Annotated in this window: 14 protein-coding genes; all 14 read right to left on the bottom strand. The window is 63.1% G+C overall.

From position 1 onward, the window contains the following. Positions 1-222: 222 nt before the first annotated feature. Positions 223-696 (bottom strand): SsrA-binding protein SmpB, encoded by a 474-nt coding sequence (gene smpB, locus GGQ74_RS11365; RefSeq protein WP_167941659.1) that lies wholly within the window; start codon positions 694-696, stop codon positions 223-225. A 6-nt stretch (positions 697-702) separates the two neighbouring features. Beyond that, the gene (gene ptsP / locus GGQ74_RS11360) at positions 703-2,484 is read right to left on the bottom strand and encodes a phosphoenolpyruvate--protein phosphotransferase (protein WP_167941658.1); all 1,782 of its coding nucleotides are present in this window, start codon (positions 2,482-2,484) and stop codon (positions 703-705) included. After that, positions 2,484-2,783, bottom strand: coding sequence for an HPr family phosphocarrier protein (locus tag GGQ74_RS11355; protein ID WP_342448619.1), 300 nt, complete (start codon positions 2,781-2,783; stop codon positions 2,484-2,486). The genes ptsP and GGQ74_RS11355 overlap by 1 nt, the downstream gene beginning before the upstream one ends. 62 nt (positions 2,784-2,845) lie before the next feature. Continuing rightward, positions 2,846-3,652 carry a PTS system mannose/fructose/sorbose family transporter subunit IID gene (locus tag GGQ74_RS11350; protein ID WP_342448618.1) on the bottom strand — a complete coding sequence of 269 codons (807 nt, stop codon included), beginning with the start codon at positions 3,650-3,652 and terminating at the stop codon, positions 2,846-2,848. Between the two features lie 21 nt (positions 3,653-3,673). Beyond that, positions 3,674-4,531: a 16S rRNA (cytidine(1402)-2'-O)-methyltransferase gene (gene rsmI / locus GGQ74_RS11345; protein WP_342448617.1), complete on the bottom strand. Its 858-nt coding sequence runs from the start codon at positions 4,529-4,531 to the stop codon at positions 3,674-3,676. A 100-nt stretch (positions 4,532-4,631) separates the two neighbouring features. Further along, positions 4,632-5,039 carry a YraN family protein gene (locus GGQ74_RS11340; protein WP_342448616.1) on the bottom strand — a complete coding sequence of 136 codons (408 nt, stop codon included), beginning with the start codon at positions 5,037-5,039 and terminating at the stop codon, positions 4,632-4,634. Continuing rightward, positions 5,021-5,659 (bottom strand): ribonuclease HII, encoded by a 639-nt coding sequence (locus GGQ74_RS11335; protein ID WP_245168233.1) that lies wholly within the window; start codon positions 5,657-5,659, stop codon positions 5,021-5,023. The genes GGQ74_RS11340 and GGQ74_RS11335 overlap by 19 nt, the downstream gene beginning before the upstream one ends. A 63-nt stretch (positions 5,660-5,722) precedes the next feature. Next, positions 5,723-6,073 (bottom strand): 50S ribosomal protein L19, encoded by a 351-nt coding sequence (rplS, locus tag GGQ74_RS11330; RefSeq protein WP_167941654.1) that lies wholly within the window; start codon positions 6,071-6,073, stop codon positions 5,723-5,725. A 44-nt stretch (positions 6,074-6,117) separates the two neighbouring features. Continuing rightward, positions 6,118-7,407: a tRNA (guanosine(37)-N1)-methyltransferase TrmD gene (gene trmD, locus GGQ74_RS11325; protein ID WP_167941653.1), complete on the bottom strand. Its 1,290-nt coding sequence runs from the start codon at positions 7,405-7,407 to the stop codon at positions 6,118-6,120. Positions 7,408-7,456: 49 nt separating this feature from the next. Further along, positions 7,457-8,065 (bottom strand): ribosome maturation factor RimM, encoded by a 609-nt coding sequence (gene rimM, locus GGQ74_RS11320; RefSeq protein WP_167941986.1) that lies wholly within the window; start codon positions 8,063-8,065, stop codon positions 7,457-7,459. A gap of 112 nt (positions 8,066-8,177) precedes the next feature. Continuing rightward, entirely contained in the window at positions 8,178-8,411 is a 234-nt protein-coding gene (locus GGQ74_RS11315; protein WP_167941652.1) for a KH domain-containing protein, read from the bottom strand. Between the two features lie 70 nt (positions 8,412-8,481). Beyond that, on the bottom strand, positions 8,482-8,730 hold the full coding sequence (rpsP, locus tag GGQ74_RS11310) for a 30S ribosomal protein S16 (protein WP_167941651.1): 249 nt from the start codon (positions 8,728-8,730) through the stop codon (positions 8,482-8,484). A 132-nt stretch (positions 8,731-8,862) separates the two neighbouring features. Next, a complete protein-coding gene (gene ffh / locus GGQ74_RS11305; RefSeq protein ID WP_167941650.1) occupies positions 8,863-10,407 on the bottom strand; it encodes a signal recognition particle protein in 1,545 nt (514 codons plus the stop codon). 311 nt (positions 10,408-10,718) lie between these two features. Continuing rightward, complete coding sequence (locus tag GGQ74_RS11300; RefSeq protein ID WP_167941649.1) at positions 10,719-13,376, bottom strand: c-type cytochrome; 2,658 nt, start codon at positions 13,374-13,376, stop codon at positions 10,719-10,721.

Raw genomic sequence — 13,376 nt, 5'->3', positions numbered from 1 at the left:
GGAAAAAAGGGGGTTCCCCTTCTCCCGGACCCTCATCCCTTCCCCCAAAAACCTTTACTTGGCGGGCGGGGAAAAAAGAGGGGGAGGGGGGTAGAAAGATGGTTGTGCCCGCGACGACAATGGTACGGAGTGCGCGAGGAAAAGGGAAGAGGGACGCAGGGATGGAAACGACGCAGCCGCCCGGAGGCGGCTGCGGAGAAAGACGAGGGGGAGCGGGCGGCGCTATTTGTAGCGCGCCACTTCGCGCTCGGTATCACGCGCGATATCGCGATTCTTGATGTCGTCGCGACGGTCGTAGTTCTTCTTGCCGCGCCCGAGGGCGATCTCCACCTTCACGCGGCCACGGGTGAAGTAAATCTTAGTGGGCACCACGGACAGGCCCTTCTGCTCCACCTTGGCGGCAAGGATCAGAATCTCGCGCGCATGGAGCAAGAGCTTGCGCTCGCGCTCCGGCTCGTGACCGGTGTGCACGGCATGCTCGTAGGGTGCGATATGCACGCCGATAAGGAACGCCTCACCATCAGCAAGGCGCACGTAACCGTCCTTGAAATTCACCCGGCCCTCGCGCAGGGACTTCACTTCCGAACCCATGAGCGCAATGCCTGCCTCGAAGGTTTCGAGAATCTCGTAATTGCGCCAGGCGTTCTTGTTCTGGGCGATAATCTTGATGCCGGACTTCTGGGGAGTGTTTGCCATGGATGCCTAGACGAAATCGTCCACGTCGAGCAAGGACGAGTAGAATGTGAGTTCCTCGGGGAATCGCTGAAAAATGGAATCCATCACGAGGCGGTTTATGCGGGTCACGGTGCGACATTCGAGGATGCGCCGCAGCAGCTCCTTGCATTCGTCCATCGTGGTCTGCCTAATGATGCGCTTGATGCCCGGAATGGCCTGCGGATTCATGCTGATGGAGTCGATCTGCATACCCAGAAGAATGGGGATGCAAAACGGGTCCGACGCCACCTCGCCGCACAGGCTGACCTCTATCCCGCCCTGATGCGCGGCGTCCACCACCAGCTTGATGGAGCGCAGCACCGCCGGGTGCAGCGGCTGATAGAGGTACGAGACGTCCTTGTTCGTCCGGTCGATGCCGAGCGAATACTGGATGAGATCGTTAGTGCCGATGGAGAAGAAATCCACCTCGCGGGCCAGCAGTTCGGCCGTCATCACCGCCGAAGGCAGCTCCACCATGATGCCGACGGGAATGTCGGAGGCGTGGGGCAGCCCGTCGCGCTTGAGCTCCTGCTTGACCTCGAAGAGCACCTTGTTGGCCTCGCGCAGTTCACGCAGGCCGGAAATCATCGGATACATCATGGCGCAGTTGCCTTCCACGCTGGCGCGCAGGATGGCCCGAAGCTGCGTCTTGAACATCTCCTTGTGCCGCAGGCAGAAGCGGATGGACCGCAGGCCGAGGGCGGGATTGCGCTCCTGCGTCTGGCCGTACTGGGACATGTACTTGTCCGATCCGAGATCCAGCGTGCGGTAGACGACCTTGCGCCCGTCCATGATCGCCGCCAGATCGCGATACTCCTCGTAGAGTTCGTCCTCGCTCGGCAGCGTCTTGCGGTTCATGTAGGAATATTCGGTGCGGTACAGGCCGATGCCCTCGCCGCCGTGATCCAGAACCGCCGCGACCTCCTCGAAGAGTTCGATGTTGGCCATCACCTTCACCCGGTAGCCGTCGATGGTCTCTCCGGGCTGGTGGCAGTTGCGGTGGATGTTCTTCTGGTACGACTCGAACCTGTTCTGAAGGTCCGTATAGCGAGCCAGTTCGTCCTCGTTGGGTTCCACGAGGATGCGCCCCTTGAGCGCGTCTATGATGATGAACTGCCCGTCCTGCACGTTGTCCTCAAGCCCCACGACGCCCACGATGGCCGGAATCTGGAGCGAACGAGCCAGAATGCCGGTATGCGAGGTCTTGCCGCCCTCCGCGGTGGTGAAGGCCATGATCTTGTCGACCTCAAGCCCCGCCGTGTCCGACGGAGCGAGATCGTGGGCAAGCAGGATGACGCGCCCCTCGATGGCCTTGAGGCCCGTGGACAGGCCCATGAGCTTGGACAACACGCGGTCGGCCATGAGCCGCACATCCTGAATGCGGTCGCGGATGTAGTCGTCCTTGATGGCCGAGAACGCCTGCTCCATGTCCTTGACGGCCTTGAGCAGCGCCCACTCCGCGTTAATGCGCATGTCCTCGATGTAGAAACGGGCGGACTTCGCAAGCTTCGGATCGCGCAGGATGGTGATGTGCGAATCGATGAGCAGCGCGTGGTCGCGCAATTCCGGCGGCAGGCTCTCGCGCACCTCGGAGAGTTCCGCTGCCGCACGGGCGATGGACTCCTCCAGACGCGCCACCTCGTCGGACACGATGTCCGCGGCGATGGACTGCCTCGGGATGAAACCGTAGAGCCTGCGGTTCATGAAGAAGGCCTTGCCGATGGCAATGCCCGAAGACACCGGAATGCCCGTGATGACCTTGGTCGCCACTATTTCTCCTCGCCGAAGCGGGTCCGGAACAGTTCGATGAGCGCGGCCAGCGCCTCGGTGGCGTCGTGCCCGTTGGCCCGAAGCGTCAGCCCGCAGCCTTGCGGCGCGGCAAGGGTCAGAATGTCCAGAATGCTCTTGGCATCCACTTCCTGATCCTGCGTCGCCAGCCTGATTTCAGCGTCAAACCGCTGCGCCTCCTGGGCCAGCCGCGCAGCGGGGCGGGCATGCAGCCCCAGCTCGTTGCGCACACAGACCTCGGCGCTTCGGTAGCCTTCTTCCTCAGCTCCCGGTTCGATCACCGCATCCTCCAAAATGTATGTTCTCGCCCTATGGGCGTCGTCGTCATCTCTCATTCGGCCCGTCACGAGAAAAGCCCCGCGACGATGCGCTCCAGCCATGGGTAGCCGAGATACCCGGCCACCAGCAGCGCCACGATGATCTCGCGGGACAGCCCGGCGGTGAACACCACCCCGGCAAGTCCCCCGAGTGCGAGCACCGCGGCCAGCCACTCGTACCATAGGAAGGGTTCCGGCCATGCCAGCACCCACACCAGCACCACAAGGGCCGCGTTCAGCATCTTGACGCGCTGGCCCCAGTTGATGAGATCCCAGCGCTTCAAGGTATGCACGAACTGCAAGCCCTGACGGAACCCGGCAAAGAAGGTGTATGCCTTGAAGGCCTGAAGCGCCAGAAAGCACACCACACCCAGTACCACGGCAAGCCAACCATAGCCAGCCGCCCACAGAAGGAAGGTGGCCAGCGACCACAAAACCAGCACACTGCCGCCGAAGAACGAGTCCCCGATGGCCGACAGCGCATAGATCGTGGTGCCGCGCAGGCTCTCGAAGCTCTCGGGAGCCAGAAGCCCGCGCGAAATTTTCATCTCCACGCCGAGGAATATGCCCACCAGCAGCGGAGTCCAGAAGGGATGCGTGTTGTAGTGCCCAACGTAGCGCTTGCGCGCGCGGCGCAACTGCTCGCCGGAGCCGTAGATGGCCCGCAGGCCGGGGTCCATGGCGTTGGCCAGCCCCACGTTCTGCATGCCGCGCGTGTTGAAGCCCGCACCCACGAAAAGGGTGCGCACGAAGCAGTCGTGCAGCACGCGGGCGTTGGGGAATACCCTTCGCCCGGCCGCATCGGTGCGTCTTGTCGCGCCAGCCTCGGCCACTCGCCCTCCCGGGTTTCGGGGCTACTCCTGTGGAGTCTCGTCCCCCAGTTCATTCAACAGCGCATAGACGTCCTTGGACGACCATCCCTCCACGCGCTCAAGCACCCTGCGCACGACCTGACGCGGTTTGCCGCCGCGCTCGCGTTCCTCGCGAAGCACATCGAGCAGTTCATCGCGCTCGGCCACCTCGACCTCGGCCGGCGGGCCGATCACGATGGTGAATTCGCCAAGCATGGGGACGTCGAGAGCGTCGAGGTCGTCCAAGCGACCATATATAAATTCCTCATGCGTCTTGGTCAATTCCCGTGCAATGCACACCTCGCGCGCGCCCAGAACCTGCGCCGCGACGGCGAGGCTCTCCATAAGGCGATTCTTGCGCTCGAAGAAGACGAGGGTGGCCCCGGTGGCCCCATGCGCGGTGAGCAGCCGAACCTTGTCGCTATCCTTGCGGGGCAGGAAGCCGAGAAAAGTAAACGGCAGGGGTGGCAATCCGCAGGCGCACAGGGCGGTGAGCGGTGCGCTCGGCCCCGGCACGGGAACCACGGCCAGCCCCCGCTGGCGGCAGGCGCGCACCAGCGTGAAGCCGGGGTCGGACAACAGCGGGGTGCCCGCGTCGGACACCATGGCCACGCTCTTGCCCTCCTCCAGCGCGGAGACGACGTGCTCCACACGCTGGTCCTCATTGTGCTCGTGAAAGCTCACGAAGCCGTGCGAGGGAATATCAAGACGCTGATAGAGCTGACCTGCGCGACGAGTGTCCTCCGCGAGGACGACCTCGGCATTGGCCAGCACGAAACGGGCACGCGGCGACAGATCGTCGGCGTTGCCAAGGGGAGTTGCCACGACGTACAGCGCCGGGCGCAAAACTTCTTCGTTCACGACGTGTTCTTTCATTTCGGGATGTAAGCGATGCAAAACGCGCGACCGCAATGATGGCTGTACGCGCTTTCGCCCAGCGGGACAATGGAAAAGGATTCGCCTACCAGGGCTGCCACGGACAGGCCCCGAGGCCGGAATGCGTCAGCTCGAAGGCATTTTCGAGATGCTCGATGTCTGGTGCGTCGCCGTTTGTGCCGTTGAGCACGGAAACCATGTCGAAGCGGCAGGGGCGTCCCCACGCGTCGTGGATGGTGAGGTACTCGCCCGCCGCCCGCGAGAGGCGGGCCTTCTTGGCGCGGTTCACGGCACCGCAGGGGTCGGCCATCGCGCCATTGGTGCGCGTCTTGACCTCGACGAAGACGATGGTGCCGCCCTGATCGCAGATGAGGTCCAACTCGCCGCTACGGCAGCGCCAATTGCGTTCGACGACGCGATATCCGTGCGCGCGCAGATAGTCCTCTGCGGCGCGCTCGCCCTTCTCTCCGGTTTCTAGATGCCGGGCAGACACAGCGCCTCCTCCTTGGATGTCTCTCCGGGAAGCACGCCCCGGAAGGTCATGCGATGCATCCGGCATGGCCCAAGCCTCCGGATGGCCTCAAGATGTACCTTGGTACCATAGCCCTTGTGCACTGCAAACCCATAACCGGGATAGCGGACATCGAGCTTGATCATGAGCCTGTCACGAAAGGTCTTGGCAAGGATGGATGCTGCGGAAATGGCCGGAATCTTCCCGTCGCCGCCCACCACGGTCTGCTGGGGCGTATCGAGGGGAACAGGCTGGTTGCCGTCCACGGCGAGGAAAACGGGGGGAATGCGAAGGACGCCCACCGCGCGGCACATGGCCGTCAGCGATGCGCGAAGGATATTAATGCTGTCGATCTCGCCGGGCCACGCCACGCCGATGCCCCACGCGAGGGCCTGCGACTTGACCAGCGGTTCGAGAACCGAACGTCTCTTTTCCGTGAGTTTTTTTGAATCGGCAAGACCCGGAAGGTCGAACCTTTCGGGCAGAATGACGGCGGCGGCGACGACCGGACCGGCGAGACAGCCCCGCCCGGCCTCGTCTACGCCTGCAAATGGCCGGGGATAGGAATCCCCGGCCATTCTCTCACATGCAAGCAACGGCATGGATACGGTCTCCTGCCGCCTGCGGCGCCCCCGGCCGGGACGGCCGGACGGCATCCAGCGGAACTAATCCCACTGGTTCTTGGTCTTGATGCGGGCAGCCTTACCCTTGCGCTGACGCAGGTAGTAAATGCGGCCACGGCGAACCTTGCCCTCGGCGAGCACTTCAACGCGCTCGATGAAGGGGCTGTTCATGGGGTAGATGCGCTCCACGCCCACGCCGTCGGAAACCTTGCGCACGGTGAAGGTGCTGTCAAGGGTACCGCGCTGCACGCGCAGCACAACACCCTGGAACACCTGGATGCGTTCCTTCTCGCCCTCGATGATGCGCTGATGCACCTTGACGGTGTCACCGGCCTTGAACTGAGGAATGTCCAGGCGGAGGTGTTCACTCTCGATCTTACGGATAGCGTCCATATTAAAACTCCTTCACGGGATATTTTACGTCGTCCGAAAACATTTTAATACGCGTCACCGAGGACGCGGTCAACGATAATGGCCGTGGCCGAACGAACGGAGAGGTGGTTGTACCTTCCGATGCCGCGCACGGGCCGCAACACCGCGTCGGCGTCCTCCATCACTTCCGGGGCCAGCCCGGAGGCCGTACCCATCACCAGCAGCACGGGTTTGTCCGCCAGCCATTGTCTGACGGCGGGCACGCTCGCGTTGCCAGCGCCACGGGCGGTCGTTGCCACCACAACCGGCCTCTGCCCTGCTCTTCGTTCCACGTCGGCGATGATCTCGAAAAGATCACTGGCCGTGCGGATGGCTCCGAATGCGTCGGTCCGGTCGCGGTTCGCTCGCTGACCGGGCCCGTCGACCCAGTGCCCGACGAGACGTTCGAGCAGATTGCGCTGATCGGTCAGGGGCGTTGCGATGTAATAACCCCCGAGACCATAGGTGCGCGAAACGCGGGCTATATCGTGAACGTCGAGGTTTGTCAAAGACACAGCAACGGTTTGCCCAAATTTATTGAGCACCGGTGCATGTAGCAACGCAACGTACAAATTGCGCCCAAGCGTTTCAATGCCGCCCTGAGCGCGAATTTCGCGAAGCACCTCGATGTCGTCGCCGGTGAGCGACGCTTGTTCCAGAATGTCCGGACGGTTGGCGAGGGTGACTTCCAGCGCCTTGTGCCTGCGCCATGCGGCGATACGGCCATGATCGCCACAGGTCAGGATGTCCGGAACAGACTGCCCACGGAAGACCGGTGGCCGCGTGTAGTGCGGATATTCCAGCAGTCCGTGCGAAAAGCTCTCCTCGTCGCCGGAATCCTCGTGGCCCATAAACTCGGGCACGAGCCGCGCCACGGACTCGATGACGCACAACGCGGCGGCCTCGCCACCGTTGAGCACGAAATCGCCCACGGAGACGCCCTCAATTGGATACTGATCGAAGATGCGCTCGTCGATGCCCTCGTAGCGGCCACAGATGAGCGTCAGATTCTCCTGCGCGGCGAGCTCGCGCGCAAAAGCCTGATCGAGCGGACGCCCACGCGGGGTGAGCGCCAGCATGCGTCCGGGAGTCTCGATACTGTCGAGCGCACGGGAAAGCGGCTCGCACATCATGACCATGCCGGGGCCGCCGCCGTAGGGGCGGTCGTCCACGGTCCGGTGGCGATCCTCGGTGAAGTCCCGCGGGTTGGTCCGGGTGAAGGCCACGAGTCCCTCCTCCGCCCCCTTGCCGAGCATGGCGCTGGACAGGGGGGAATCGAAGAACTCGGGAAAGAGAGTGACGATATGGAACTTCACGTGAAGCGTTTCCTTGGGATGGCCGTGCCGCGTAGCGCGGCCCGAGGGGTCAGGCGTCGTCGCTAAGATAGAGATCGAGAAGTCCGGGCGGCGGAGCTATCTCCACGAATCCGGCCTCCAGATCAACGGCGAGAACGAACTGCTCCGCCACGGGAAAGAGGACCTCGCGGCCGTCCGGCGTTTCGATGGCCCAGATTTCCTGTCCCGCGGGCGTGAGCACCTCGCGCACGACACCGAGCGGCTCGCCGCCTTCCAGGCGCACGGCAAGTCCCTCGATCTGATGGATGTAGACCTCGTCGTCCGAGAGGTCGGGAAGTTCGGTCTCGCGGACGAGGATTTCGCTGCCGCGCAATGCTTCGGCGGCGGAACGGTCCTGCGCGCCTTCGAAGACGAGCAGTACCATGCCCTTGTGCTCGCGCCACGACACGATGCGCACACGGCGCATGCGGGGTGGTTGCGGACGAGCGGGACGACGGCCGCGACCTGCGGGTACCGGATCGGGAGCTGGCGCTTCCGCTGCGGGACGCAGGTGGACGACGTCCACGAGATCAAAAAAAGAAGGGGAGTCCGCGTACAGACGTACGCAGACTTCCCCCCTGAGTCCATGAGGTTTGGTCACCTCGCCAACGAGGACGAGGTTCCCGCTCCCGGCTTGCATGCCGAATGATTTGCTCATCACGGAATACGCGCATGTACCGTATACGGCACACCACGAGCGTGTCGGCTCATGGGAGCACGAGACGGAACCGCTGGCCGCGAGGCCGGCGTTCCTACTCGATGATCTCCAGCACGGCCCGTTTTCGGGCCTTGGTGGAGGCTGCCCCGATGATGGTTCGCATGGCCCTGGCGGTGCGGCCTTGCTTGCCGATCACCTTGCCGAGGTCTTCCTTGGCGACCTTCAACTCGATCACCGAAGTCTGCTCTCCCTCGATTTCCGAAACCTCGACCGCCTCAGGATTGTCGACCAAGGATTTCGCAATATAGGAAATCAGATCCTTCAACATGATGACCTCCGGCTAGGGAATCGACGGGGTGTGCGAACACTTCGCCGCGTGGTGTCCGTACGAACGGATGCTACTCGCTGGCAGACTCGGCCTTTTTCAGCAGGGAACGGACGGTGTCGGACGGCGTGGCGCCGCGCTCCATCCACTTCTGCACCTTCTCGGAATCGACGACGATCTCAGCAGGCTTGACCATGGGATTGTAGTGACCCAGGAAATCAAGCGCACGGCCATCACGGCGCGTGGTGCTCTCGACGGCGATAATCCTGTAGAAGGGACGCTTCTTGGAACCCATGCGGGTCAGTCTCAGTTTCAGAGCCATGTGGTTTCCCCCATTCTGATAGATAGTATTACAATTGAAAGAAAATGCAAGCAGTCTGCGCGTAACTCGCAGCCACTCGACCGCGATCCGAGCCGGAACCGGGCACACACCGATGCCCGCAACGATCCGGGATTACTTCTTTTTCTTCTTGTTCTTGCCGGCTGTCTTCTTGCGCTTCTTGCGCTCGGTCTTCGCCTTGGTGGAACCTGCGGATGCACGTCCTCCCTCGGCGTCACCCATGTCGCCCATGCCAGGCATTCCGGACATTCCCGGCATTCCACCGGGCATGCCGCCCATTCCGGGCAGACCCTTGGGCATTCCGGGCATACCCGGCATACCCTTGGGCATGCGCGGCATCCGGGGCGTCTTGCCCTTGGTGCCGCCGCCCATCATCCGCTTCATCATCTTGCGCATCTGCTCGAAGTTCTTCACCAGCTGATTCACGTCGTTGACGCTCACGCCGGAACCACGGGCGATGCGTTCCTTGCGGCTGGCATTGATGATGGCGGGGTTGCGGCGCTCCTCCATCGTCATGGAACTGATGATGGCGTCGATGCGGCCCATTTCCTTGTCAGGAACGGAGAGGTTGCCAAGCTTCTCCTTGAGGCCCTTCATGCCGGGAAGCAGCTTCAGGATGCCTTCGAGGGATCCGAGCTTCTTCAGCCGGCGCATCTGCGTGCGGAAGTCCTCGAAATCGAACTCCGCGCGCTGAAATTTCTTGCCGATGGCCTCGGCTTCCTCCTGGTCCATCGTGGTCTGCGCCTTCTCGATGAGGGTGAGGATGTCACCCATGCCGAGGATGCGCGACGCAGCGCGGTCAGGATGGAACACTTCGAGGTCGTTGACCTTTTCGCCCATGCCCACGAACTTGATGGGCTTGCCGGTCACGGACTTGATGGACAGGGCCGCGCCGCCACGGGCGTCGCCGTCCATCTTGGTGAGCACCACGCCGGAGATATCGAGCTTCTCGTTGAAGGCCTCGGCGACGGTGACGGCCTCCTGGCCGATCATCGCGTCGGCGACAAAGAGAATCTCGCCGGGGGCGCAGGCGGCCTTGATGTTGGCCAGCTCGTCCATGAGCGTTTCGTCGATGTGGAGACGACCGGCGGTGTCGAGCAGGACGACGTTGCAGCCCTCCTCGCGCGCGGCCTCGATGCCCTTGCGGCAGATCTCCACGGGGTCCATGGACGTGTCGGACGCGAAGACGGGCACGTCCAACTGACGGCCCAGCGTCTGCAACTGGTCGATGGCCGCGGGGCGATACACGTCCGCGGGGACGAGGTACGGCTTCATCTTGCGCAGGCGGCGGAAGTGCAGGGCCAGCTTTGCGGCGGAGGTCGTCTTGCCCGAGCCCTGCAGGCCGACCATCATCACGACGGCGGGCTTGCCGCGCAGATCGACGTCCTGCGTCTCGCCACCGAGCAGGCCGACCATCTCTTCATTGACGATCTTGATGACCTGCTGGCCGGGGGTCAGGCTGCCCAGAACCTCCTGCCCGAGGCAGCGCTCGCGGATGCGCTCGGTGAAGTCCTTGACGACCTTGAAATTGACGTCCGCTTCCAGAAGCGCCAGACGAACTTCGCGCAGGCCTTCCTGAATGTTGGACTCATCGAGGCGACCCTGCCCCTTGAACTTCTTGAATGCCGATTCCAGGCGGTCTGAAAGGCTGTCGAACATAGTGTGTTTCCCGTCCCAAAAAAATAAAAGAGGTTCTAGTTAAAGAACCTCTTCCATTTAGTCAAGCTTGACACGGCGCGGGTTGTTTACCCGACGGCCATGCGAAGGTCAAGAGGTTCGCCGCGGTCGTTCGTCCAGTCGTTCTGCACGCCGCCACGGTATCGGTTCCGGTCCGGCCGGGCGGGCGACGTCACCGTCGCCTCGGCCCCCTCGGGTTCCTACCGTCCTTCGCCCCGTCAGGCAACAGACGCCCCGGCCACGCAGGCGCGGCCGGGGCATCCCTTTTTCCTTCTTTGGGCGGAACATCCGGCCTAGCGGAACCCCTTGGGATGATGGGCCGAATCTCCTGCGGTCATGTCGGTTCCGACATGGCACAGGCCGCAACTTCCGCCGGAACCGATTGGTCCGGCATTGCCGACATACTGCAACGAAGGAATATTGTCACGATTTTCCCCGTACCCACTGTCGGCGACTGCCGGGTATTCCGCATGCGGACTTCCGTGACAGGCCGCGCACATGAGCGCTCCCATGTCGTCCCTGCGCATGCGGTACAATCCCGTCGCGTCCCCGGTCCACACATTGAACGCGTCATCGTTCTCCGGCGGCTGGAAATCCACATGGCACGTCAGGCAATCCGGCTCACCCAGCCACGGCGTGCGCGCATTCACGTCCGCTACCCCCGCCACGGCGCGTGGAGCCAACTGCCGCATGAGCCGCTTGGCTCCCGGAGCGCCCCGCTCGTCCTCGCGCTTGAGCAGCGACAGGGCGTGATCCTCCAGCGTACCGTGGCAGTTCGTGCAGTCGAGTCCGCGCTCGGCATGCACGCCGCGCAGGCAACGCGTTGCACCCTGCTCCGCATTGGGATGGCAGTAGGCACAGGCCTCGGCGCCTCGGTCGGTGAGATAGTTGGCGTGCCAGCCGTGTAGCGCGGCAGGCAGATTGAGTAGCCCCGGCTTGCCTTCTGCGCCCAGCACCGGATCGGGATGGCAGCTCTGACAGAGCATGGGCTTCCCGGATTGGGCCGTGGCAAGCAGATCGGTCTTGCTGATGCGGTCGTGAACGGCCAGCACGTCGGCCGATGTCTCATCCGTGAAGCCCGCCACCCCGGCCACGCGCCATGCGCCGCCGTGGCAGTTGCGGCAACCCATTTCCGTTGACGTCGGTGCCACGGTCCGCGTGCGGGCGAGGAGTTCGCCCGTCGTCGCGTCATGCGCCTCCACAGTAAATAGAGGATATGGGTTGTACCCGCCCTCATCGGGATAGGGCGCCACGGGAATGAGTCCCGCCTCGAACGCACCGAGCTTCTCGTCGAAATGCATCTCTCCCGACAGACCATTGCCAGAAACGCCCACATTGGCTTCCAGCCGCTTGCCGAACAGGCTCTCGGCAAACGCCCAGAAGCGCACATGGCCAGAAGGATTCATGAAGGCATCGTCGGCGCGGTAGGTGATCTTCACACCCTCGGTCACCAGCTCCGGCGTTTCGCCCCGGCGCACCAACTGACAGTACAGGTCGTTGGCCGGGGGCAGCAGAATCCAGAAGGGATCGGAATCCGAAATGCAGTGCATGCCGAGGTTGTTCCACGCCAGCAGCACATATTCGTCGGCCTTTGGATCAAAGGGCGGCACGTCCACCGTACCGCCCGAACGGCGCACAGCCTCCGCAGCGAGGGGCACCTCCGCCGCGCCGCCATGCAACGTCTCCACGATGTAGGCGGCCAGAGCGCCGCGCTCCTCCTCCGTGCCGAAGAAGGGCGGCATGTAGTCGTTGAGCTTCCCCTGTCCGTTCAACTGCGAATCCATGCCCACGACAGTGAATTTCGCCGTGAGCGGCAGGATGTCGTTAGACGGGCCGCCCACGCTGTGACAGGCAAGGCACTGCTTGACAAAAATCTCGCGCCCGGCATCGAGGCGGTTTTCTTGGGTGATCTCGCGATGCTCCACCCACTTGGCGACCTTGAGAAACCCTTCCGCCTCCACCCGTGCGACATCGGCCACGGTTATGGCGTTGGAATAGGTGTGTCCGACGATGATCCACGGCCGCCGCGCCGCCTCGCGTATCCACTCAAAGGAACCGATCTGCACGAACCCGGCGGTCAGCAGCAGCACAGCCACGAGGCTGCCCAGCGAACGGGGCATGCGCGCGGCCATGAGCAGGCTGGCGGCGACCACCACCGGCCCTGCGGTGAGGAAGGCCCGCAAAAACGGCGCGATCTCGTTGTTGCGTCCCGTAATCATGGCCTGCGAAATCTCCGGCAACGCACCGAAGTACCACCACGCGACGGGTGCCATGAGCACCACGGGTACCGCCGCCCACATGGCGGCGAAACGCGTAAGCGTCAGCCGCAGGTCGTCATCCTCGATGCGCATGGCCGTCAGAAAGGCGAACAGCCCAGCGATGGAGAAGGCCAGGAGTGAACGGAAGACCAGCGAGGGCCAGAACGAGGGGTTGAAGAAGCCATCCCAGAAATTGCCCGTGGCCACCCAGTCCCCCGGCGTGAGCATGGAGCCGATGATGCCGTTGATCATGAACAGCGACAGCCAGCCGAAGCCGAAGTACAGCCACCCGACCAGCAGGTGCCGCCTGCGCTCCATGCTGTCGAAGGTGTAGTGGTACACCAATAGCGTGACGATCTCGCCAAGGAAGAACACCCACTCCGTGGCCCAGCCAAAGGTGTAGGTGCGGATGAGCGTGAGCGTGGCCGCGGGATTGGTCAGGGCGATGATGAACCAGATGGCTACGCCGGTCAGGCTGCCGAAAACCATGGTCAGCAGCAGAAAGAACAGCGTGTGCCCGCGCACGTAGTCGAGGATTCCGCGCGATGCGCGCCGGTGCCCGAGCATCTCCGTGAGCACGAGAAACAGCCCGCCGCCCACGGCGAAGTGCGCCACGAACACATGCACCACGGCGATGACCGCCACGAGGATGCCGCCCCCGAAATAGGGAATCTGCCAGACGGGATATTCCAT

It is taken from the genome of Desulfobaculum xiamenense (genome assembly GCF_011927665.1).
GTDB classification, from domain to species: Bacteria; Desulfobacterota; Desulfovibrionia; order Desulfovibrionales; family Desulfovibrionaceae; genus Desulfobaculum; species Desulfobaculum xiamenense.
Note: the sequence above shows the minus strand (reverse complement) of the source record. Positions and strands in the feature narration are given on the sequence as shown.

Coding starts and splice junctions, on each gene's coding strand:
- smpB (WP_167941659.1), bottom strand. CDS start 696: ATGGCAAACACTCCCCAGAAGTCCGGCATCAAGATTATCGCCCAGAAC.
- GGQ74_RS11335 (WP_245168233.1), bottom strand. CDS start 5,659: ATGCCGTTGCTTGCATGTGAGAGAATGGCCGGGGATTCCTATCCCCGG.
- rplS (WP_167941654.1), bottom strand. CDS start 6,073: ATGGACGCTATCCGTAAGATCGAGAGTGAACACCTCCGCCTGGACATT.
- rimM (WP_167941986.1), bottom strand. CDS start 8,065: ATGCAAGCCGGGAGCGGGAACCTCGTCCTCGTTGGCGAGGTGACCAAA.
- GGQ74_RS11315 (WP_167941652.1), bottom strand. CDS start 8,411: ATGTTGAAGGATCTGATTTCCTATATTGCGAAATCCTTGGTCGACAAT.
- rpsP (WP_167941651.1), bottom strand. CDS start 8,730: ATGGCTCTGAAACTGAGACTGACCCGCATGGGTTCCAAGAAGCGTCCC.
- ffh (WP_167941650.1), bottom strand. CDS start 10,407: ATGTTCGACAGCCTTTCAGACCGCCTGGAATCGGCATTCAAGAAGTTC.
- GGQ74_RS11300 (WP_167941649.1), bottom strand. CDS start 13,376: ATGGAATATCCCGTCTGGCAGATTCCCTATTTCGGGGGCGGCATCCTC.